The sequence below is a fragment of the Fibrobacter sp. UWCM genome (assembly GCF_900129735.1).
Taxonomy (GTDB): domain Bacteria; phylum Fibrobacterota; class Fibrobacteria; order Fibrobacterales; family Fibrobacteraceae; genus Fibrobacter.
Window position 1 is genome coordinate 53,029 of record NZ_FQWR01000019.1, and the last position, 21,389, is coordinate 74,417.

Annotated in this window: 18 protein-coding genes and 2 tRNA genes; 8 read left to right on the forward strand and 12 right to left on the reverse strand. The window is 54.4% G+C overall.

Annotated elements, in window-relative coordinates:
* Nucleotides 1-135 precede the first annotated feature (135 nt).
* From BUB22_RS11955 to BUB22_RS11975, 5 genes are all read left to right on the forward strand, one after another.
* Nucleotides 136-1,230, forward strand: coding sequence for a hypothetical protein (locus BUB22_RS11955; RefSeq protein ID WP_073115317.1), 1,095 nt, complete (start codon nucleotides 136-138; stop codon nucleotides 1,228-1,230).
* The gene (locus BUB22_RS11960; RefSeq protein ID WP_139258982.1) at nucleotides 1,230-1,724 is read left to right on the forward strand and encodes a hypothetical protein; all 495 of its coding nucleotides are present in this window, start codon (nucleotides 1,230-1,232) and stop codon (nucleotides 1,722-1,724) included. Before BUB22_RS11955 ends, BUB22_RS11960 begins: the two co-directional genes overlap by 1 nt.
* A 106-nt stretch (nucleotides 1,725-1,830) precedes the next feature.
* On the forward strand, nucleotides 1,831-2,028 hold the full coding sequence (locus tag BUB22_RS11965) for a hypothetical protein (RefSeq protein ID WP_072810774.1): 198 nt from the start codon (nucleotides 1,831-1,833) through the stop codon (nucleotides 2,026-2,028).
* Between the two features lie 6 nt (nucleotides 2,029-2,034).
* Nucleotides 2,035-2,109 (forward strand) — tRNA-Val (locus BUB22_RS11970).
* Nucleotides 2,110-2,132: 23 nt separating this feature from the next.
* Nucleotides 2,133-2,208, forward strand: a tRNA-Asp gene (locus tag BUB22_RS11975).
* Between the two features lie 53 nt (nucleotides 2,209-2,261).
* Here the strand turns inward: BUB22_RS11975 and BUB22_RS11980 are convergent.
* From BUB22_RS11980 to BUB22_RS12020, 9 genes are all read right to left on the reverse strand, one after another.
* Nucleotides 2,262-3,554, reverse strand: coding sequence for a hypothetical protein (locus BUB22_RS11980; RefSeq protein ID WP_073115318.1), 1,293 nt, complete (start codon nucleotides 3,552-3,554; stop codon nucleotides 2,262-2,264).
* Nucleotides 3,548-4,894, reverse strand: coding sequence for a hypothetical protein (locus tag BUB22_RS11985; protein ID WP_073115319.1), 1,347 nt, complete (start codon nucleotides 4,892-4,894; stop codon nucleotides 3,548-3,550). Before BUB22_RS11985 ends, BUB22_RS11980 begins: the two co-directional genes overlap by 7 nt.
* Nucleotides 4,894-5,343, reverse strand: a complete 450-nt coding sequence (locus BUB22_RS11990) for a hypothetical protein (RefSeq protein ID WP_072810781.1) — start codon at nucleotides 5,341-5,343, stop codon at nucleotides 4,894-4,896. Before BUB22_RS11990 ends, BUB22_RS11985 begins: the two co-directional genes overlap by 1 nt.
* Before the next feature lies 1 nt (nucleotide 5,344).
* Nucleotides 5,345-6,223 carry an FISUMP domain-containing protein gene (locus tag BUB22_RS11995; protein WP_083535521.1) on the reverse strand — a complete coding sequence of 293 codons (879 nt, stop codon included), beginning with the start codon at nucleotides 6,221-6,223 and terminating at the stop codon, nucleotides 5,345-5,347.
* A 53-nt stretch (nucleotides 6,224-6,276) separates the two neighbouring features.
* Entirely contained in the window at nucleotides 6,277-7,563 is a 1,287-nt protein-coding gene (locus tag BUB22_RS12000) for a hypothetical protein (RefSeq protein WP_073115321.1), read from the reverse strand.
* Between the two features lie 97 nt (nucleotides 7,564-7,660).
* Complete coding sequence (locus BUB22_RS12005) at nucleotides 7,661-9,073, reverse strand: glycine--tRNA ligase (protein WP_073115322.1); 1,413 nt, start codon at nucleotides 9,071-9,073, stop codon at nucleotides 7,661-7,663.
* A gap of 280 nt (nucleotides 9,074-9,353) precedes the next feature.
* Entirely contained in the window at nucleotides 9,354-11,090 is a 1,737-nt protein-coding gene (locus BUB22_RS12010) for a chloride channel protein (RefSeq protein ID WP_083535522.1), read from the reverse strand.
* A gap of 21 nt (nucleotides 11,091-11,111) precedes the next feature.
* Entirely contained in the window at nucleotides 11,112-12,368 is a 1,257-nt protein-coding gene (locus BUB22_RS16765; RefSeq protein WP_073115323.1) for a hypothetical protein, read from the reverse strand.
* A 3-nt stretch (nucleotides 12,369-12,371) separates the two neighbouring features.
* The gene (locus BUB22_RS12020; protein ID WP_097035752.1) at nucleotides 12,372-12,869 is read right to left on the reverse strand and encodes a peptidylprolyl isomerase; all 498 of its coding nucleotides are present in this window, start codon (nucleotides 12,867-12,869) and stop codon (nucleotides 12,372-12,374) included.
* A gap of 187 nt (nucleotides 12,870-13,056) precedes the next feature.
* On the opposite strand from BUB22_RS12020, the gene lepA reads away from it, so the two are divergent.
* Together lepA and BUB22_RS12030 are read left to right on the forward strand one after the other, a co-directional pair.
* Nucleotides 13,057-14,877 carry a translation elongation factor 4 gene (lepA, locus tag BUB22_RS12025; protein WP_073115324.1) on the forward strand — a complete coding sequence of 607 codons (1,821 nt, stop codon included), beginning with the start codon at nucleotides 13,057-13,059 and terminating at the stop codon, nucleotides 14,875-14,877.
* Between the two features lie 24 nt (nucleotides 14,878-14,901).
* The gene (locus BUB22_RS12030) at nucleotides 14,902-15,879 is read left to right on the forward strand and encodes a S26 family signal peptidase (RefSeq protein WP_073115325.1); all 978 of its coding nucleotides are present in this window, start codon (nucleotides 14,902-14,904) and stop codon (nucleotides 15,877-15,879) included.
* On the opposite strand, the gene BUB22_RS12035 is transcribed toward BUB22_RS12030, so the two are convergent.
* The gene (locus BUB22_RS12035; RefSeq protein WP_072810801.1) at nucleotides 15,876-16,073 is read right to left on the reverse strand and encodes a hypothetical protein; all 198 of its coding nucleotides are present in this window, start codon (nucleotides 16,071-16,073) and stop codon (nucleotides 15,876-15,878) included. The two genes, BUB22_RS12030 and BUB22_RS12035, sit on opposite strands and share 4 nt — an antisense overlap.
* A gap of 127 nt (nucleotides 16,074-16,200) precedes the next feature.
* On the opposite strand from BUB22_RS12035, the gene BUB22_RS12040 reads away from it, so the two are divergent.
* Complete coding sequence (locus tag BUB22_RS12040) at nucleotides 16,201-17,010, forward strand: TatD family hydrolase (RefSeq protein WP_073115326.1); 810 nt, start codon at nucleotides 16,201-16,203, stop codon at nucleotides 17,008-17,010.
* A gap of 289 nt (nucleotides 17,011-17,299) precedes the next feature.
* On the opposite strand, the gene mfd is transcribed toward BUB22_RS12040, so the two are convergent.
* The gene (gene mfd / locus BUB22_RS12045) at nucleotides 17,300-20,689 is read right to left on the reverse strand and encodes a transcription-repair coupling factor (protein ID WP_254794744.1); all 3,390 of its coding nucleotides are present in this window, start codon (nucleotides 20,687-20,689) and stop codon (nucleotides 17,300-17,302) included.
* A complete protein-coding gene (locus BUB22_RS12050; RefSeq protein ID WP_073115328.1) occupies nucleotides 20,689-21,288 on the reverse strand; it encodes a ribonuclease H1 domain-containing protein in 600 nt (199 codons plus the stop codon). The genes mfd and BUB22_RS12050 overlap by 1 nt, the downstream gene beginning before the upstream one ends.
* Nucleotides 21,289-21,389: the final 101 nt, after the last annotated feature.

Sequence of the window (21,389 nt, forward strand, 5' to 3'; positions counted from 1 at the left end):
ACTTTATCGGGAATTTCGTCGCATAATCGCCGAAAAATTGCCGAAAGATATTCAAAAAAAGCATTTCGTCAAGGAAATGCTTTTTTCGTTTTGAATTTTTATATATTTAGCGACATAGGGATAAAGGAGAAAATTATGAACAACATTTCCAAGACCTTACTCGCAATTTTTACCGCCTTTTCTGTCGCCACTTTCGCGGCAGAGAAAGTCTACATGGCTCCGGTCGGTACCACCAACATTCACAGCGACTACGGCATCGCCGCGCAGAAACTCATGAAAACCTACATCGAAGACGATGGCAGGTTTATTCTTGTTGAGGGCACAGCCGCCGATAGCGTTGTGCTCGAGAAACAGGAAACCGTAAAGAACAAGGCGGTAGAAAAAGGCTGCAGCAAATACCTCATCGCGGAATTTACCCGCCTGGGCGACAACGTGATTCTATCCTTCAAGCTCTACGGCACGGATAGCGACACCCCCGTATGGCAGGACCGCCTCAAGGCAGCAAACCCCGATGACTTTGACCCGATTATCCAGCGCGTGGCCCGCACCATCGGCACAGACGAAAAGGCGACCAACGACCAGGATATATACAACATAACAGAAAACGAGGTCAAGGCCCCCAAGCGCAAGAAAGTGAATTCCTACTTCGGTATCGGCATCGGCGGAATGGTCCCGCTTGCCCCCGAAATCGAATTGGCCCCAGGCCTGAACCTGTTCGGCATTTACGATACGCAGAGTATCCTCTTCGGGATTGACTGCAACCTGTGGGGTATGAGCAGCGACTCCCGCTATTCCTATGCAGATTTTGGCATTTCGGCCTACTACGCATTCGGCCGTAAGTTCATTGCCCCCTATATCGGTGGCGGACTCAGCTTCTCTGCCGTCGATTACGAGACTGAAGTGTCCTATGTCGCCGAACGCGAATATTACGACTATGATATTCAAGGATACAAGACCACGAAAGAGACGGAATACAATACCTATGTCGATGACAAGAGCGGCATCGGAGCATTTATTGGTGGCGGCGTGATGCTCAACCGCGCAAGCAGTATCATACTCCTGGCCGAAGTCAAGTACTTTGTCAACTTCTTCAAGCTGGCAGAACCGAAAGGCACTGTTACCTACGAGCAGTGGAAAGACTACGACTGGTACGACAACGATCTCCCCACCAAGTCCGATAAACTCTTCCAGGGCTTCATGTTCAACCTCAAGTTAGGCTACGGTTTCTAGTGAACACAAAACGCAACATAGTCCTCCTGGGCTTGCTCGCGTTCGCACTCATGCTGAGCGGGTGTTACTTTAGCCGCACGACGATTAGGACAACCGACGGCAAAGACTACAAGATTTATGGCGACGACGAACTCATCTGCGAAAGTAGCCAGGACTGCAAGATTGGCCAGCGCGGAGCGCCGCACACCATGGAACTGAAGGCGGTCAAGGGCAATACGGTCGTCGGACGCACCACGATAAAGCGCGAGATAACTACGGCGTCTGTCATGTGGGGTTTTGTTTCGTACTTTACCACGCTGTTCGTTTACCAGGCATACCCCGACAACGTGTATATCCCTATCGACTACAGCAGCGAGATGGTGAGCCGGACGGTGCGCGAGACGGGTGGCAACGACTGGAACACTTCGCCCTACAAGTCGCAAGGCAGCGCATGGGACAGACCCGGTTACGAACCAAGCGCCGAGGAATACAACGCACCCGCCGAGGAATATTGAGACTAGGGAGGGCTCGACCCTCCCTTTTTTGCTAAAAAAAGGCGTTTTTGGTTGACAAGATGCGAGATATTTTTATATTTGGCACGTAACCTAAGGAACGTAGTAAATGTTGAACAAAAAGAATCTCATTCTTATCGCAATCGGCGTTTTACTGCTCGCAATCGGATTCCTTTGCCTCGCCACCGGCCCGGCAGATAATCCGGTCAGCCTCACGGTTGCACCCCTTATCCTGGTGTTTGCCTACCTGGTCGTGATTCCCGTAGGAATCCTCTTCGGCGGCAAGAAGCAGGACAAGCAGGATTAAATTTCCGGGCGATTAGCTCAGTTGGTTCAGAGCGTCTGCCTTACAAGCAGAATGTCAGCGGTTCGAATCCGTTATCGCCCACTACCGAGAATCGGAAACGATTTGGGGTGGTAGCTCAATTTTGGTTAGAGCACCGGCCTGTCACGCCGGAGGTTGCGAGTTCAAGCCTCGTCTATCCCGCGAAAAAGCCCTCTCACTTGAGAGGGCTTTTCGTTTGCAATTTTTACGCGCAGTTACCAGAGGTACAGGCCGAGCGAAAGCGAGAACTGGTGAGTCATGAAGCTAGCATCGATATCTACGGAAGTATCGACGTATTCTTCCAGGTCGTAATCGTAATAGCCCGAGCTCGACGATTCGGTAAAGTAGCCGAACTGCATCATGTACTTGAATCGCGCGATGAGGGCGAACGATATCCCGCCAAGGCGCTTGGGCTTGGTCGCAAACAGGCGCACATCCGCATTGACACCCAGCATCAACACCGTCGAAATATCGGCATCCGACCACATGAAATTGTAATTGCCCACACCCGCAAAGGGTTCCGCCTTCAGCCACCTGGAATCAAAGACGGTATACCCGAGCGTAACACCCACAGTCTCGTCCTCGCCGCCACCCGCAACATAAATATGCGATTCGCCCACAGGCTTGTTTATAAGTCCATAACTGAGTAACCCGTTCAGGGATACTCGGCCAAACTGGAGACTAATTTCACCGATAAAGCTAGAACCCATCTCGGAGTGAAAATAATCCGTGGCATCGCCCGTCATGAACCCGAGCCACTGGCCCACAAACACGCCCAGGCCGCCCGTATAGTACTTGTGCTTGAACGGATCCCTGTAGAAATCGCGGTAAGGCTGCATAATCTTTTCGACAAACGGGATTGTCAGTTCCTTAAAGATTCTCGAGTACGTGGACTGCGGATACTTGCCCACAAAGTCCCGGGCGCACGTCAGGAAATGTTCCACGTTCGTGGTATCGTATAGCGTTGTAACCGTAAACGACACGCCATAAACCGTGACCGGAACCTTATTGATTATAAGCTCCGAGTAAAGCAGGGTGCGGTACAGGTCCTTGTATTCATCGGAAAGGCTTTCCGAGGGAACGACGCGCGCATGGAGCGAATCCGCCTTGGTGGAATCGAACGGAGAAAGGTTCCTGTACAAGTAGCGCGACAGCGGGTCATCCTCGCTAGCCCGGCTCTGCCAGTTTGGCTTGAAAGCCGAATCAAGAATGGTGCGCCTCATATCCGCATAAAGTTCAATACCCTGTTCGAACCTCCCCACTTCCATAGAGGCAAGGTATTCCTCGAAACGCGTCAGTGGCGCGCCTTCTTCCACATTCGTCTTGAGGTAATCCAGCGCCTGCCCCGCGCGGGCAGTATCGCCCGATTCTAGCGAAGTCTTGAGCACGTCGCGCGCACGCAGGAAAAGTTCCTTCTTGGAAGGCTTCGGCGAGGAATCCTGTGCCATAGGCACAGAAAAACCGAGCAACAGGAACGCGGCGAAAAAAAATGTTGCAATCTTTACCATAGGAGAATCCCGAGGCCTAGTGCAAAGAAGGGCGTTACACCGGAGCCGTTGACGAGCGTGTCATCGAATTCCATATACGTAATACCGAACTTGCCCGTCAGCGTCATGCTGAAGAATTTCGAGTTAGAGGAGAACAGATAAGTCGTGAGGAACTTGAAATCGACATTCGCGGCCAAGGTAAATCCGAAACTTTCGGCATACATATCGTTGCTGCCCTCATTAAAATACTCCCTTTCCCCATCCGGCCTTGCAAGATAGCCATCTTGCTTCGCTTCAAGAATCATTGCGGGCATTCCCAGACCAATGTAGGGGCGCACCTTCAAGAAACGGCTGTCATAAGCAACAAAGCCCAAGCCAAGCGAGTACGACGCTACCCCTTCCATGCCGGAAGGCAGGAGCTCGAAGGAAATCGCGAAACGCTTGATTTGCAGGTAGAGTTCGAGGTATATTCCCGGAGGTTCCGGCTCGAACAGGTCGGAACGGTACAGTTCGTCCATCCCGAAGGCAAGACCACCCGAAATGAAGAACACGTTGAAACCGAGCCCGCCGGTATAGAAGTTCCTCGCGATGTTTTCTTCGCGGTGTTCCTGCCTGTCCTTGTCCCAGAGGGTACCGAAATCATTACGGAAATAGGGACCGGCAACGCTATTCTCTATCCATTTCGCATCGGGATGGTCTGGATACTTGTTGAGGAACATTTGCGAGAGCCTTGCAATCCGTTCGTTTACCTTATCATCGCGGTAGGCATCGTTCAAGAGCAGGAGAATCTTGAGTTCAAACTTATCGCTTTCGGAAAGGGAACTGGAATTGTCTATGTCTTTTTCCACCTGCGCTAGCAGCGATGTCGTAGAATCGAACTTGGAGATTTCCTTCTTGATATACAGCATCAGGCCGTCATTTTCGGCATAGCGCGCATTTTCATTCACCAGGTCATTGTAGAAGTTCTTGTACCTCTTCACTTCGTACTGAAGCAACTGCGGCCACATCTTTTGGCGGATAAGCAAGACTATCACCTCGACATCGACCAACGGGACCATGTCCTCGGTTTTCTGGGCATCCAGTTCCGCGATACCGCTTGAAACCTGCGCCGTATCGCGCTGCTTAGCGGCCTCGAGAAGCGATTCGCGCAACTGGTAGATTTTCTCCATTTCCGTGCCGGGTTCTGCAACCAGCGACTGCTCGAATGCATCCGTCGAGGACACAGAAGAAGCGGAATCTGTAGAACCGGAAGGTTCAGAGTTCCGCATCAGCGATTTTTCAAAGTCATCGAACTCGCCCGAGAAGGCGAAGGGAGCCGTCAAAAGCGCAACAACAAATAGAAACTTAAACTTACGCATCATCACTTCCGCTCCTTCTTTTCCTTTTCCTCGGCCGCCTTGATCTGCTCCTGCCACCTGGTAATCAGCGGAGCCTCGGCGTACAACAAGTCAACATGCAGAGTCAAGCAGTGATAAGTCGTGGTCATGTACTGCGTGTAAAGGAAGGCTGTATTCGTCTGCGCATTCTTGACGTAGACGATGTTTGCGCCTACGCGCCTCGCCTCTTCGCGAAGGAATCCGACGGTTCCCGCATCAGAGCAGCCCACATCCGCCTCTGTCTGAACAGTCCCAAGATACTTGAATTCGGGAGGCAACAGCGGAACAATGGCTGCATTCACAAAGACAACCTGCGCGAGTGAATCGAGCGGGGTCGGGTTTTCGGGCATGCCGACAGAGCGGTGCGGAGGGGCGAAACATCCCGAAACGAACAGCACTGCAAACGTGAGGAGAACTAATCCCAAATACTTCATGCTATAAATCCCCCACGCAACGCACGTTCATGTAGTTGTCCCAGTCCGGCCCCCAGTTAGTCCCAAGAATCGAATTATGGGAATACAGCGACAAGGTTAGCGAACTGCGGTAACCATTGCTGATGTCGGTCCAGAAGACAGTTTCGGTACCAAAATACTCGAAATAGTTACGGCTGCTTCTCTTGTAGCCTGCAGGGTAAGCATTGAACCCGAGTTCATCGGTCCCCAGCGGAGCATCTTCCGACTCTTCCCAGTACGATTTCGACTTCAGTACGTACCCGTTGGAAACACCCCCGATAAACTCCACGAGCTTATCAACATCTTCTTCCGTAGGCAGACGCATACCGGGAAGGCATACGCTAGAATAATCGTCGTTACCGTATGCGGCATCGTCCCACATGTAATAGCGCCCGCACTTGATTCCCAAATCATCGCACTGAGGATTGGTACGGCTATACCGCGTTTCATAATCCAGGTTTTCGGCCATCCAGACCAGGTCGCCCAGGACAATCGCCTTGTACACCTTGTTGTCGCGCGTGTCGAGAATCTGCACGGACTCGACATTCTTGAACTTTTCATGAAGCGCTACGGCATCATCCGAGGTCTCGTGGACATCAGGCAACTTCTTGTCGGTAGTGGACTGTCCAAGAGCCACCCAATACCCCTCACTGCAGGCATAGTCATGGCTCGGATAGTAGTTGACATGTACCACCAGGCCTTCGTGCTTGCTATCGCAGTCCGGAAGGTCTCCTAGTTCATCGGCATTGTACGAGGGGGATGTGCCGGAGTAATCCTTATCGGGGGCGTAACCCACGTCTGCCGAGCAAGCCAGCAAAAAGGACAGCACCACAGGGAACAGTAAGTATGTGTTTTTCTTCATCACGGATAAATATACATCTTTATGAATTTATCCGCAAGGTAAAAAGAAAAACTCTACCAAATCATAGCACCAAGGCTTACCGAGAACACGTGGTTTATGTAGGAGTCATCCACCTTGAAATAGTTATCGGTCCAGTAATCATCGGTAAATTTTCCAAATGTCGCAATGTACTTGAAGCGTAGCACCAGCGCATACGAAACGTCATACAACCCCTGGGGCCTTGTGGAAAACAGGCGGATATCGGCATTCGCCCCCATGACATACGTAGGGGAACTTATATCGTCCCAGCCGTTATCAAAATAATCCTGGCCAAAGCCGATAAAGGGCTGCAACTTAAGGAATCGTGAATCAAACACGGTGAAGCCGACCGTAAGCCCGAGGAAGGGATCCTCAACTTCTTCGTCATGGCTCTCCTCGGTAAAGTATCCTGGCTGCTCGTAGAGGTATGTAAATCTATGGATCAGGCCCCAACCGTAGAAGAAACCCAATGAAATACGACCAAACTGCATTTCCAGGTCAAGCAAGAACGACGACCCCATCCTCACGTCAAGATAATCGTTAACGTCGCCCGTCGTTGTACCAAACCACTTGCCCAGGAATACGGAGACATCGCCCCTATAGTACTTGTGCTTGAAGGGATTCTTATAAAAATCGCGGAAGGGTTTCATGACATCTTCTACATAGGGAATCAATTGATTCTTGAAAATGTTCGCATAGGTCGTATTGGGGTTCTTTTCCACATAGTCTTTCGCATACGTGAGGAAAGACTGCACATTTGTCGTATCGTAAATAGCAAGCCTTGACCCGCCATAATAGCGGTTCCCCGCGCGGTTGAAAACAAGTTCAGAATAAAGTAATGCTCGGTACAGTCCCTTAGATTCATCGCTTATTTCCGGGGAATCCTGGATACGGGCATAGAGCGAATCGGCCTTTGCGGAATCGAACGGGGATAGGTTCCTGTACAGGTAATGCGACAGCGGATCTTCGGTGGCGGCGCGCGGGTCCCAGTTGGGGCTGTACGTGGAATCAAGAACGGTCCGCCGCATATCGGCATACTGGTCAAGGCCCCGCTGGGTGCGCCCCACCTCCATGTTCGCGAGGTATTCCTCAAAACGCGTAAGCGGCGCCCCCTGCGCCACGTTCGCGGCAAGGTAATCCAAGGCCTCGCGCGCACGCGACGTATCGCCCGATTCTAGCGAAGTCTTGAGCGCATCGCGCGCCCGCAAATAAAGTTCCCTCTTGGAAACCTTTTCAGGGGCATCGGTCGTTTCTGCCGCCCACAAGCAAGCAGACGCTACCAGAAGAAAGAAAAACAGCCATTTGAGTTTGTTCTGAATCATCTGGAAGAAATATAAAAAAAGAACCCGTTTCCGGGCCCTTTTACCTACTTCTAGGAAGGATTCCAAAGGGAACCATGAGGTTCCCTTTGCATCTCAACTAGCAGCCGAGTTTTGCGGACAGGTAAGCTTCGAGTTCGTCGATCTTCACCAGTTCCTGCTTCATGGAGTCACGTTCGCGAACCGTCACGAAGCCGAGCTTTGCCGGATCGGATTCACCGTCGCCCACCGTGTCGAAGTCGACGGTCACGCAGAACGGCGTGCCGAGTTCGTCCTGACGGCGGTAGCGCTTACCGATGGACTGCGTTTCGTCGTATTCCACGTTCCAGCGGTTCAGGAGCTTCTGGTAGAGCTCTTCGGCCTTAGCCTTCACCTGGCCCTTCTTCACCAGCGGGAGCACGGCAACCTTTACCGGAGCAATCTTCGGGTCGAAGTGGAGCACGGTACGTTCGTCATTTTCGAGCTTTTCAACGTCGTAGGCGTCGCAGAGGAGCACGAGGAGCAGGCGTTCCACACCGAGGGACGGTTCCACCACGTACGGGATGTAGCGCTTGTTCTGGACCGGGTCAATGTATTCCTGCTTGACCTTGGATTCGTTCTGGTGCTGCGTCAAGTCGTAGTTCGTACGGCTGGCGATACCCCAGAGTTCGCCCCAACCGAACGGGAATTCGTATTCGATGTCGGTGGTGCCGTTACTGTAGTGAGAAAGTTCTTCCTTGGCATGTTCGCGGAGGCGGAGCTTTTCCTTGTTCACGCCGAGGTCGTTCACGAGCCAGTCGAAGCAGTACTTGCGCCAGAAGTTGTACCATTCCAGTTCGGTGCCCGGTTCGCAGAAAAATTCGAGTTCCATCTGTTCGAATTCGCGGGTACGGAAGATGAAGTTACCCGGAGTGATTTCGTTACGGAAGCTCTTACCGATCTGGCCCACACCGAACGGAATGCGCGGGCGGACGTTGTCGACAATATTCTTAAAGTCAACAAAGATACCCTGGGCGGTTTCCGGACGGAGGTACACCTTGTTACCTTCACCTTCAATCACGCCGATTTCGGTCTGGAACATCAGGTTGAATGCGCGGGGCTTGGTCCAGTCGGTCTTGCCACAGGTCGGGCATTCGATCTTGTTGTCCATCATCATCTGGTGGACTTCGTCAAAATTCTTACCGGCGCAGCAGCCTTCGCCGAGCTTGTCTTCCAAAAGTTGGTCGGCACGGAAACGTTCGTGGCAAGCGAGGCAGTCGACCAACGGGTCAGAGAAGTTGCCCACGTGGCCAGAGGCCTTCCAGACGCGGGGGTTCAAAAGAATAGAGCTGTCGAGACCGAGCACGTCCTGGCGGCTGGTCACGAACTTCTTCCACCAGAGGTTCTTGATGTTGCGCTTCAGTTCCACGCCATACGGACCGTAGTCCCAAGTGTTGGCGAGGCCGTCGTAAATTTCGGAGCCGGGGAAAATGAAACCGCGGCGCTTGCAGAGGGAGATGATGTCCTTGAGGGCATCCTGAACTTTCTTTGCCATTTTAGAGTCCTTTTGATTTTTATGCGCCAAATATAGAAATTTAGCCCTTAAATAACAAAAGGACATCCATTTGCAGGTATAAAATTCATGCGGGAGGGGCCCATGCGGCGTTCCCATCCTGGCGCAAGCGCCAACCTTACGGCTCAGCCATAGCCATACAAGTATGGCTGCGGCACTCGCCTTGACAGGTGGTGGCCGACGCCTTTCTGGTATTAGAAGTTTATTTTATTTATTAAAACGTTTATTACAAACAAAAACAGAACTTACAGGTATAAACGTTCTATTGATTGCTGCTTACGAGGGTCTCGTAGGCGCGGAATATGGCGGAATGCGAGAGCGTGCCCACCAGGTTACCTTGCCTATCCTTCACGCAGAGTTCGTCAATCTCTATCCGGGTAAAGACCTTCAGGGCCGCGTGCAGGTCCATCGTTTCGGCAAGCATCGGGGCGCGCACGGTGCAGTCCGAGACTAGCAGGTGCTGCGCCAGTTCCGGCGACGAGAGGAAGGTGGATTTCACCGCCTGCATGTCGAGCAGGCCCGCATATTCCCCGCGGTCATAAACCGGATAGATGCAGTTGAGGTCAATCAGCTTGAGCGCATCGCTCAGCGGGCTACCCGCATCGAGACGCTTGATTTCGCGGGGTTCCATCACCTCGCCCACGCTCGTTACCTGCAGCACATCCACATCCATGTCGCAGCGGTGCGCGGGGCTTGCAAACTTGTTCAAAACCTGGCTCTTGTAGATTGTCCACGGGCGCGAGAATGCGATATGCATGACGGCTGCAATCATGAGCCCGGGCAACAAGCTGTAGCTGCCCGTCATCTCGCAGACCATCACGACGCCCGCGATGGGCGCCTTCGCCGCACCCGCAAAAAACGCGGCCATACCGACGAGGATAAACATCTCGGGCATGCGAACCGCCCCAGGGAACAACATCTCGCATATTCCCGCAAACATCGCCCCGAGCACGCCCCCGATGAAGAGCGAAGGCCCGAACACACCGCCCGAACCGCCCGAGCCCACCGTAAACGCGGTCGCGACAATCTTTGCGACGGCTATGGCCAGCAGGAACAATATGCCAAAAAGCCCGTGCGGTACAAGGCCGTGCATGATTTCGCCGATGAACCCGAAGCCGCCGCCCGCGACCTGCGGGAATACAAGAATGATGGCGCCCACGAACGCGCCACCCACTGCGGGCTTGAGCCAGTCGGGAATTTTCCAGCGGGCAAACCGCGTTTCGCACAGGTCGTAGCAACGCACGTACAGGAACGAGAACGGGAAGCAGAGCACACCGAGAACCGCACACGCGAGCAGTTCGATGCCGTTCGTGAACGGGATGGCGGGGACACCCGCAATCGCAGGTTCCGTGCCCACGAGGGCGATATACACGGTGAACGCGACCACCGACGACACGATGCTCGTCGCGAAGGCGTTCGACTCGAAATCCTCCCGGTAGAGCACCTCGACCGACGTGAGTGCGCCCGCAAGAGGCGCCTTGAAGATTGCGCCGAGCCCGGCCGCCGTACCCGCGAGCATGAACTGCCCGCGCATCGCCTTGGGGAGCCTGAAGAGGCGGCTTATGCCGGAGCCGATGCCCGAACCGATTTGCGAGATGGGGCCCTCGTAACCCGCACTCCCGCCGCTTGCAAGCGTGACGATGCTCGTGAAGAACTTGACCGGCGCCACGCGGGCACGCACCACACCGCCCTCGCGATGGAACGAGCGTATCATGTTGTCGGTCCCCTGCCCTGCAGCCTCGGGCGTGCGCGTGAACTTGTAGATGACAAGCCCCACGATAAGCCCGCCAATCATAGGTACGAACGCGAAGCTCCACTTCGGCAAAGCACCGGCACTCTCCCACGGCAACCGAACCACATAAGTAGCCCATCCCAGAGAAAAATGGAAAGCGACCGCCACCAGGCCCGTAACGAACCCGATTACGGATGCAAGCAAAATGCGCGGCAGGTATCCACCTACCGCGAAAAGCTTGCCTAATCGTTTACCGTAGCGAAACATTCAGGCAACAACGCCGTTGTATTACGATTCGTCGAAATCGGCGAGATCTTCTTCCGCTTCCTTGAGATCTGCGGCGTCCGGACCTTCAAAGTCCTCGTCATCCGCCTCGTCAAGGGAGTCGCCACCCATGGAACCGAGCGTGTATTCCACCTTGCGCGCTTCCTTGGACTGGCCAAGCTTGAGGATCGTCGCACATTCTTCGCAGTATCCGAGGTGCTTGTCGACCCAGAATTCCGGAGAAACAAGATTGCGGTTGCAGCGCGTGCACATCTGCGTGGCTGCCTCGCGCGTGAATGCGGCATTCTGTTCCTCGAGTTCCTTGAGGATGCGTTCCGTCAGTTCTTCCTGAGTCTCTTCAGCAAGGGAAATCTTGCGGCGGATAGCCATGGTGGGCTTCTTTTCAGCCTTGCTCACATCCGAAGTCACCTTCTTCTGGTTCGCGTGATCAGATTCGTCCTTCGCTTCCGTGAAGAGGAGCGTCTTCGAAAGCTTCTTGCCGCCCTGGAGCAAAAGAGCAAATGCAACAACCTTCTTGCCCGGTGCAGGCGCAGGTGCGGGAGCCGGAGCGGGAGTATCGTCAACCACAGCTACCGACGGTTCAACCGGCAGAGGTTCAGGCTTCACCCCGTCCTTGTCCTTTCCACCCTTGCCCGGCTTCACAGGCTTAGTTACCGGAGCGTCGACAACAGGTTCTGGCTTCGCCCCGCCCTTCTTGCCACCCTTCGGCGGTTCAGGCTTCTTGTTATTATTCTTGCCGGAATCAACCTTTTTCTGGTCGTTATCGGCCTTTACGTTAGACTTCGCGACCTTAGAATTCTTTGTCGTCTGAATCTTCTTGTCATTGCCCTTCGTGGCAGCAGTCGTAGCAGACTTTCCCGTCTTGGTAGTCTTCACATCCTTCTTGCCAGTGGACTTGGGCTTTGTTTCGTTCTTTGCAGTGCCCTTCGCGGGCTTTGCAGCAGCGGGCTTCACCGTAGACTTTACGGCGGACTTCGCGGGCTGGACCTTGGATGCCGGAGCCTTCTTCTCGACCTTCGCGGGCTTCTTCGCAGGAGCCTTTGCAGGCTTCGCCGCAGGTTTCTTCGCTGCGGGCTTCTTCACCTCGGCAGGCTTCTTTGCCGGAGCCGCCTTCTTCGCCGGAGCGGCCTTCTTGGCAGGTGCAGACTTTACGGCAGACTTTTTGGTTGCTGAGCTTGCCGAAGCATTCGCGGGCGTCTTTGCCGCGGGCTTCTTTGCCGGAGTCTTGGTTGCCTTGGACACTACTTTCTTAGAACTCATAGATTACTTCTTTTCCACGATTTTGATGTTAATAATGGGGTCGAAAGGTTCGATGCGGCAGACGACATCTTCGCCGCTGATAACCTTTCCAAAGACGGTATGCTTGCCATCCAGGTGCGGCTGGGGCATCTGCGTGATGAAGAACTGTGAACCGCCCGTGTTCGGGCCGCGGTTCGCCATGGAAATGACGGCCTTCTCGTGCTTCAAGTCGTTCGGTTCGTCGTCGATGGTATAACCCGGACCACCCTGGCCGTTGCCTTCGGGGTCGCCACCCTGAATCATGAAACCGTTGATGACGCGGTGAAAGGTAAGGCCATCGTAAAAGCCCTTCTGTGCAAGGTCAACAAAATTCGCAACCGTATTCGGTGCGGCCTTGAAATCAAGGTCAACAACAATCACGCCCTCGTGTGTGGTAATGGTAGCCTCGATAGCGGTAATGCCCGTGTAGTCCTTGTTGAATACCTTGCCCTGGGCAAAGGCACCCGTAAAAGCAAATAACATAAGTGCAGCCGAAGCAAGCACCTTGGATGCAGAGAATCTAGGAAACATTTTCATAACGACCATGGATTTAATGGCTCATTTCTGTTTTAGTATCGTGAATATAGATAATTTTGTAAAGCACCATTTGCGCATTTTCTATATTTTACCCCCGAAAATAGAACAACTTCACGATAATTTTATCGCCTATATGCCGCAAAACGACAATATCAGAAATTTTAGCATCATCGCGCACATTGACCACGGCAAGTCTACCCTCGCCGACCGCATGATTGAACTCACGAAGACCGTCGCGAAGAACGAGATGACCAACCAGCTCCTGGACGACATGGACCTCGAACGCGAACGCGGCATCACCATCAAGGCGCACGCCATCCGCATGGTGTACGAGAAAGACGGCAAGGAATACATCCTGAACATGATCGACACGCCGGGGCACGTGGACTTCACGTACGAAGTGAGCCGCTCGCTTGCCGCCTGCGAAGGTGCTATTCTCGTAGTGGATGCAAGCCAGGGTATCGAGGCGCAGACGCTTAGCAACCTCTACCTCGCCATCGAAAACGACCTCACGATTATCCCGGTTTTGAACAAGGTGGACCTGCCGGGCGCACAGCCCGACCACGTGGCAGAACTCGTAGGCGACCTGCTGGGCTACGACCCGGAGAAAATCCCGCGCATTTCGGCCAAGACGGGCCTGAACGTGGAACAGGTGCTCGACAAGATCGTGGACGAAATTCCGGCCCCCAAGGGCGACAGCGGAAAACCGCTCAAGGCGCTGATTTTTGACTCGGTCTACGACTCCTACCGCGGCGTCATCAACTACATACGCATCGTGGAGGGTTCGCTCAGGGCGGGCATGAAAATCCGCATGATGAAGACCGGCGGCGAATACATGGTGACCGAAGTCGGCACGTTCAGCATGCACCGCGACCCGCGCGAAGAACTTTCGGAAGGCATGGTGGGCTACGTGCTCGCGAACGTGAAGACGATTAGCGACGTAAAAATCGGCGACACGCTCACCGATGCGGCTAACCCCGCAACAGAGCCGCTCCCGGGCTACAAGGACATTCTGCCGATGATCTATTCCGGCATCTACCCCATCAACCCGGAAGACTACAAGGATTTGCGCGAAGCCCTCGAGAAACTCCGCCTGAACGATTCCGCAATCAGCTGGGAACCGGAAACCTCCGAAGCATTGGGCTTCGGCTTCCGTACAGGCTTCCTCGGACTGTTGCACATGGAAATCGTGCAGGAACGCCTCGACCGCGAATTCAACGTGGACATCATCACGACCGTGCCGAACGTGGAATACCACGTGTACATGAGCGATGGCACGATGGTGAAAATCGAAAGCCCGTCCAAGCTCCCCGACGCAAGCCGCTACGACCACATCGAGGAACCCTACGTGAAGGCGCAGATATTCACGCCCAAGGAATACGTGGGTGCGCTCATGACGCTCTGCGACGAGAAGCGCGGCGAATTCGAGACGATGGAATACATCGACGAGGCAAAGGTGATTCTCAAGTACGACCTGCCGCTCGCCGAAATCATGTTCGACTTCTATGACCGACTGAAGTCCGTGAGCCGCGGCTATGCGGGCCTCGACTATGCGCCGAGCGAATACCGCAGGAACAACCTGGTGAAGCTTGACATTCTCCTGAACGGCGACCCGGTGGACGCGTTCTCCGTGATTATCCACCGCGACAAGGCACATACCTACGCGAACGCCATATGCGTGAAGCTCAAGGACCTGATTCCGCGCCAGCAGTTCGACGTGGCTATCCAGGGTGCGATTGGCGGGAAGATTATCAGCCGTTCTACCGTGAAGGCGGTTAGGAAGGACGTGCTCGCCAAGTGCTACGGCGGCGACATTACCCGCAAGCGCAAACTCCTCGAAAAGCAGAAGGAAGGCAAGAAGCGCATGAAGAGCATCGGCTCGGTGGAAGTACCGCAGAAGGCGTTCCTCGCCGTACTTTCGCTCAGCGACGATTCCAGCAGCAGCGGCGAATAGTTTGTTTTAAATTTGTTAATCTGTATGTCGAGCCTGAAGTTTAAAGTCAAGAGACTGCAATGGAAGAATTCGAAAGCATGCCTGGCCGTGCTTGTCGTTATCCTTGCAATTGTCTTTATCTTCGCGATGGCTTTGCGTATCCGCGTGCTGGAGCCGCTACAGATTACGGATTCCTCGATGTACCCGAGGCACAAGGAAAAAGAAATTTTGTGGATGTGCAAGTTACCGCAGTGTACCGACAAGATTGCCTACAACGAGACCGTTTGGGCAACACTGCGCAACGGGGAAAGCATTATCCGCAAGGTGATTGGCCTGCCCGGCGACAAGATTGACTTTTCGGACCGCGGGCGCGTAAAGACCCCGCATGGGAACTTCAAGTGGAAAGACGAGACGGCGTTTATCCAGAGGCGCCACCTTCACATACCCCGCAAGGGCGACACGCTCCGTTTTGCCCAACTGAACGACATCGAAGAAGACTACATGATAAACCTGCTGATTGAATCCGGCAGGAAGTTCTACGTGAAGACGACCCTCTGGCAAGGCGACCGCGAAATCGGGATTGAACGGCTCGGTTCCACAAAACTCGGGAACCGCCAGGTTAGCCTGCAAGAAATCGACTTTCTCCCCTGGCAGGACCGCTACCTGCTCGAAGAACAGATTTTCCATACCGAACCGGGCGACTCCCCCATCCAGATTCGCCGAGAGTTTTACAACGAAGAAGATTCCACGCAAATTACCGAACTTGTGGTACCGGAAGACTGCTATTTTCTCGCCTGCACCAAGGGGGCGTTCTGCCTCGACAGCCGCGAGGTGGGCTACTTCACCAAGAGTCACCTGCGTGGGCGCTACGTGAAGGAACCGCGAATCGCGATAAACACCGTGAGAGGCTTTGTGAGAAAGGCTCTCGCAGCAGTAATGATTAGCAAGAAGAAAACAAAAAAAGAGGCCGCGCAGCCCGAAAGCGATGCGCAGCCCCAAAAGGCAGATTCTACCAAGAACTAGATGCCCTTGCGCTCCAGGTCGAGAAGCAGGGCCTGCAGGGAGTCTTCTACAGAATCACGGAAGTTTGCAGCACCGAGGCTACAGCTTGCGACGACTTCACCGTCCTTGGAAATACGAATGACGGCATAGCCATTCTCGTTAGAAAAAGTGACGACAAGACCTTTCTTCAAGGCTTTCTCGAGCAGGTCGCGCATAGGGACTCCTTTAGTTTAAATACAAAAAATGAAATATCGGGGCTAATTCGGCCCACGAACCTTAAACTAGACTTTTAAAGGCGAAAAAACAAGCACTTTTTTCAAAATTTCATATTTTATTGGGAAAATGGCGATTTTTGACTCACATTTGCACCTCGCAAGACTACCGCAACCCCTTGAACTGGCACGGGAACTGCATGAACGCGGTTACCGGTACAGGGCCGTGGCGTGCGAACCGTGGGAATGGAAGGCGGTTGACGGGATATGGACAGGAGCCTCCGAATCCGGCTGGTTCGAGGGATGCGGACGCAGTTACGGACTGCACCCGATGATTGCAGCACAAGTTGCGGAAGGAGCGATCAACGGGGGTCCAGAGGACTTATGGACAGAACTGCGCCGGCTGCTGGAGAGCGACCCGAACGCACAAGTCGGAGAAGCGGGACTGGACCGACGGTATGCGGGCTATGAACCAGGCGGAGTGCAAGAGAAGGTTTTTCGCAAGCAGGCGGAAATGGCTCTCGAACTCGGGCGAGACCTGCAAATCCATTGCGTGGGCGACTACGGGCGCATAATCAGGGTGTTGCGCGAAGCCGGGTTCGTCGCGTGCTTAAAATGCGCACGCCCCGATTCAAGCATTAAACGGCCGCGCCCCATACTGCACAGGTTCGGGGGTGACGCGGGCATCGTGAAAGCGGGCCTTTCGCTGGGCGCATTCTTCTCCGTTCACGCAGATACACTCCGCAAGAAGGCGACGCGGGAAGCCCTTGCGCTAATCCCGCGGGAGCATCTCCTTTTCGAGACGGACGCCGACGAATCGTTTATCGAAACGCTTGTCGCCACGCGCGGGGCAAAAGATGCCATCACGCCGCAAGATGTCGCCGTGATGCTCGAAGATACGCTCAGAGACGTTGTTGCAAGATTCTCGCCTGCTCACTAGATTCTCGCCGTCTCCCCAAAGAGGATAACTCTACTATGGCAACAAGTTGCCAAGTATCGTATAGCGAGAATGACGTGACGCAGTTTAATTAAGATTCTCGCCTGCGCGAGAATGACGATGCGGGCAACTTCGCGAGATTGACGAGATGCAGTTTAATTAGGATTCTCGCCTGCGCGAGAATGACGATGCGAGCAACTTCGCGAGAATGACATGACGCAGTTTAATTAAGATTCTCGCCTGCGCGAGAATGACGATGCGGGCAACTTCGCGAGAATGACGAGATGCCGGCCTAGTTCAGGATATTCGTGTCCCTAAAGAGCGGGTTTGCGGGTTCCGCCTTCGCAGGCGTCGGCGTGATGTCGGCAAACTGCCGGAACAGTTCTGCAATGCGCTCGGCGAGCGTTTCTGCGGGGGCCGTACCGAGTTCGAATACCGCCTGCAGGGGCGACGTGCCCACATAGCGCATGGGGCAAGTGCTCTTGCCGGCAATCTCCCCCAGTACACGAGTTTCTATAGGCGGGAACTCCACGAATGTCGCCACCAGGATTCCCTTGCGCTGTTGCAGGCCCTGCATGCGGAGCCTTCCAGCGTGTAGCCCGATTTCGGTTACGAGAAGGAGCATGTTCGCGGGTACCGGAAGTTCTCCGAAGCGGTCCACAAGTTCCTGGCGAACGCTTTCCACCTCCGCAGAACTCGAGATGCGGGCAATCCGCTGGTACATCCCGATGCGGGTAAGTCCATCCTGGATGTAGTCCTCGGGCAGGTAGGCATCCACGCCGATTTCCACACGCGGCTGCACCGGCTTTTCGGTTGTGCCCCCGCGGAGCATTTCCACCGCCTCGCGAACCAGGCGCACATACGTCTCGAAACCCACCTCGGCGATAAACCCGTGCTGTTCCTGGCCCAGCAGGTTACCCGCACCGCGGATTTCCAAATCGCGCATGGCCAACTGGTAGCCGCTCCCGAGGTCGCTGAACTGTTCCAGCGCCTTTAAACGGCGCATGGATTCCTGAGAAATCTCGCCCCTTGCGGGTATAACCAGGTAAGCCTTCGCGAGCACGTCGCTACGGCCCACGCGCCCGCGCATCTGGTAAAGCTGGCTTATGCCAAAATGGTGCGCGTTCATAATGATGATGGTGTTCGCGTTCGGCACATCCAGGCCCGACTCGATGATGCTCGTACTCACGAGGATATCGAATTCGCGAGAGAGGAAGCTTTCCATCACGCGTTCCAGGTCGCGGTCGTTCATCTGCCCGTGGGCCACGGCCACGCGGGCTTCCGGCACCCACGATTCCACTTCTTCGGCAAGCGTATTGATATTCTGCACGCGGTCGTTCACCACAAAGACCTGCCCGCCCCGTGCCAGTTCGTCACGGATGGCACCGGCCAAAACCATGTCGTCGCGTTTCAGGAGTTTCGTCTCTACCGGCAGGCGGTTCATGGGCGGCGTATTGATAAGCGAGATATCGCGCACGCCTGTCATGCTCAGGTGCAGCGTACGCGGAATCGGGGTTGCGCTCATGCTGAGCGTATCCACCGTCATGCGGAGTTCGCGCAATTTTTCCTTCTGCTTCACGCCGAACTTCTGTTCCTCGTCAATGATGAGGAGCCCGATATCCTTGAACTGATTCTTCTCGCTCAAGAGCGCGTGCGTCCCTACCACGATATCGATTTTCCCTTCGGAGAGCTGCTGGAAAATTTCCTTCTTTTCCTTCGCGGTCTTGTAGCGGTTCACGAGCGCGATATTCACCGGGAATGCGGCAAAACGGTCGCGGAAGTTCTCGTAATGCTGGGCGGCAAGGATTGTCGTAGGCACGAGAATCGCCACCTGCTTCTTGGCGGTAATGCACTTGAACGCAGCCCGCATGGCAACTTCCGTCTTGCCGAATCCAACATCTCCACAAACAAGGCGGTCCATGGGCTTGCGGCATTCCATATCGCGCTTGATTTCCGCAGTAGCCTTCACCTGGTCAGGCGTAGGCTCGTACTCGAAGGCATCCTCGAATTCCTGTTGCATCCTGCCGTCGGGCGGGAAGGCAAAACCTTCGACAAGTTCGCGTTTCGCATAGAGTTCCACAAGGTCGCGGGCAATCTTTACGACCTTCTCCTTCACGCGCTTCTTGAGGTTTTCCCAGCTCTTGCCACCCAGGCGGTCGAGCTTCGGAATTTTTTCCTCGGAAACCTCCAGGCGTTCTATCTTCTGCAGGTCAGAAACCGGGAACTTGAGGCGGTCCCCGCCTTCGTATTCCAGCAGGGCGCAATCCACAAGACCGCCGTTCACCTCAACGCGCACGAGTCCGAGGTAGCGGCCCACGCCATGATCCTCGTGTGCGACAAAATCCCCTCGGTTGAGCGATTCCACCATCAGGGCGCTCGTCACCGAGCCCGCAATCTGGCGCTTCCTGGACTTGGTCGCATGGCGGTTGAATATGCGGGTCTCGGTAAGGAAGGCAATCTTTTCATTATCGAGCCAGAAGCCTTCGCTCAAGTTACCGACAAAGTAATCTGCAACAGGCAATCCCTCGAACACGTGCTTCAGGCGGGCAAGAGCACCCGGAGTAGGCGCGACTACATATACCTCGCCACCGCCTGCACTGAAATCCTCGATTTTCTTCGCCACCTCGGCAGTCCCTGCGCTCGCGAAATCCTGCGGACGCGATTCCACCTTGTACCAATTCGAGGCTTCCGTCTCCACATGAGTAATATCAAGCGAGGCATGCCCCGGGAACATCATCGCAAGTTCATTGAACTTGAACCAAATTTCGCTTGCGGGTACCACATCGGGCACGGTCGCACGGATTTCATTGTACGTAGATTCGTAGGCGGCATTCATACGCGAGGCCGCCTCCGAAATGGCGGAAAGTTCCTCGAACACGAGGCTTGCCCCCGGCAGGTAATCCAGCAGACTGCAGTTCAGTTTCTCGTACCGGGCGCGCTTCCACCATAACCCCGTCAGGTCGCCACCGTATTTTGCCAATTCCGCATCGGGCAGCGTCCATTCGCCCATCGGGTAGAGCGTCACGCGGTCCATCCGTTCCACGGAGCGCTGCGTGAAGATATCGAAACTGCGGATGGATTCAATCTCGTCGCCAAAGAACTCGATGCGTATCGGGTGCGGGTACAAGAAACAGTTCACGTCCACGATGCAACCGCGTACCGAGAACTCGCCCACCGAACTCACTACGGGCTGTTCCACGAATCCATGATCCAGGAACCACGGGCGAAGTGTTGCAGGTTCCAGCACATCGCCCACCTTGAGCGTGCGCATTTCGCGTTTAAATCCGCCGGGAGCAGGCAACTTCGCGAGCAGGGCATCTACGGCACAAACGGCAACGACCGGCTTCTGCACATCGCCCACATCACGGAAAAACTTGAGGCGCTCCTCGACAACGCCCTCGAACGGAACCTTCTGTTCGTAGGGCTTGAGCCCTATCGAAGGGAAAAAACGAACAAAGTCCTCGCCCACGAGGCTCTGGAGATTTTCCATCCAGACTTCAGCGCTCTTGAAATCCTTCGCAACAACAAGCATGTTGCCGGGCCGGTCGAAAAAGCGCTTTGCCACCATCATGGACGCAAGCGGGATGGAGGCCCCGTTTACATGTATCGCCTCGTTACCCGCGTCCGCAAAGAGCGAAAGCGAGCCGGCCGGGATTTCCTGGATAAATTCCTGCAGCGTCATTATGCGTTAGCCTTGCCCTCGGCCTTCAGCTTCTCTATGGCTGCCTTCGCGAGCGCATCCACGCGTTCGTTCCACTTGATTCCCGTATGGGCGGCAACCTTCTCGAACTTCACGCGGAAAAGGAACGGCTTTACCGCGGCCACGTACTGCTGCGCAATATGGCTCTTGGCCTTCCATTCCCCGCGCGCCCAGCGGGCAACGCCCTCGTAGTCGTGGCAAATCGTCGCATACTTGTCGTTCAGGTCGAGCCAGCGCATCGCCTGGTAGCTTGCCATGCACTCGCCGTCTATGTTCCTGCTTTCTGCCGGGAAAACCGTGTAACCCGAACCCGTGGCAACTTCCTTGCCGTCCTCGACCACGACGAACGCCCAACCCGCCTTGTCGCAGCCGGGCATAAAAGATCCATCGACATACACGCGTACACCTGCAGGCTCGGCAACTTCCTCACCCGAAAGCCAGGCCTGCGCTTCGGGCATGGTCGAAAAAGACTTGTACTTGAGTCCCTTCGTTCCTCGGACAATCGCTTCGCATTCTTCCCACGAATTTACGATTTTTCCCCATTCAGGACTCTTGATTGCATAAAACTTCTGCTTCGGCATATGTACAAATTTATATATTTTCGCTCTTTCCTTGTGTGGGGCGGTTTGAAAAAGGTGTATGCATTAAAGTATTCATTTTTTTTTTAAAAGAACGGCCCGCC

Coding starts and splice junctions, on each gene's coding strand:
- BUB22_RS11955 (WP_073115317.1), top strand. CDS start 136: ATGAACAACATTTCCAAGACCTTACTCGCAATTTTTACCGCCTTTTCT.
- BUB22_RS11965 (WP_072810774.1), top strand. CDS start 1,831: ATGTTGAACAAAAAGAATCTCATTCTTATCGCAATCGGCGTTTTACTG.
- BUB22_RS11980 (WP_073115318.1), bottom strand. CDS start 3,554: ATGGTAAAGATTGCAACATTTTTTTTCGCCGCGTTCCTGTTGCTCGGT.
- BUB22_RS11985 (WP_073115319.1), bottom strand. CDS start 4,894: ATGATGCGTAAGTTTAAGTTTCTATTTGTTGTTGCGCTTTTGACGGCT.
- BUB22_RS11990 (WP_072810781.1), bottom strand. CDS start 5,343: ATGAAGTATTTGGGATTAGTTCTCCTCACGTTTGCAGTGCTGTTCGTT.
- BUB22_RS11995 (WP_083535521.1), bottom strand. CDS start 6,223: ATGAAGAAAAACACATACTTACTGTTCCCTGTGGTGCTGTCCTTTTTG.
- BUB22_RS12000 (WP_073115321.1), bottom strand. CDS start 7,563: ATGATTCAGAACAAACTCAAATGGCTGTTTTTCTTTCTTCTGGTAGCG.
- BUB22_RS12005 (WP_073115322.1), bottom strand. CDS start 9,073: ATGGCAAAGAAAGTTCAGGATGCCCTCAAGGACATCATCTCCCTCTGC.
- BUB22_RS12010 (WP_083535522.1), bottom strand. CDS start 11,090: ATGTTTCGCTACGGTAAACGATTAGGCAAGCTTTTCGCGGTAGGTGGA.
- BUB22_RS16765 (WP_073115323.1), bottom strand. CDS start 12,368: ATGAGTTCTAAGAAAGTAGTGTCCAAGGCAACCAAGACTCCGGCAAAG.
- BUB22_RS12020 (WP_097035752.1), bottom strand. CDS start 12,869: ATGTTATTTGCTTTTACGGGTGCCTTTGCCCAGGGCAAGGTATTCAAC.
- lepA (WP_073115324.1), top strand. CDS start 13,057: ATGCCGCAAAACGACAATATCAGAAATTTTAGCATCATCGCGCACATT.
- BUB22_RS12030 (WP_073115325.1), top strand. CDS start 14,902: ATGTCGAGCCTGAAGTTTAAAGTCAAGAGACTGCAATGGAAGAATTCG.
- BUB22_RS12035 (WP_072810801.1), bottom strand. CDS start 16,073: ATGCGCGACCTGCTCGAGAAAGCCTTGAAGAAAGGTCTTGTCGTCACT.
- BUB22_RS12040 (WP_073115326.1), top strand. CDS start 16,201: ATGGCGATTTTTGACTCACATTTGCACCTCGCAAGACTACCGCAACCC.
- mfd (WP_254794744.1), bottom strand. CDS start 20,689: ATGACGCTGCAGGAATTTATCCAGGAAATCCCGGCCGGCTCGCTTTCG.
- BUB22_RS12050 (WP_073115328.1), bottom strand. CDS start 21,288: ATGCCGAAGCAGAAGTTTTATGCAATCAAGAGTCCTGAATGGGGAAAA.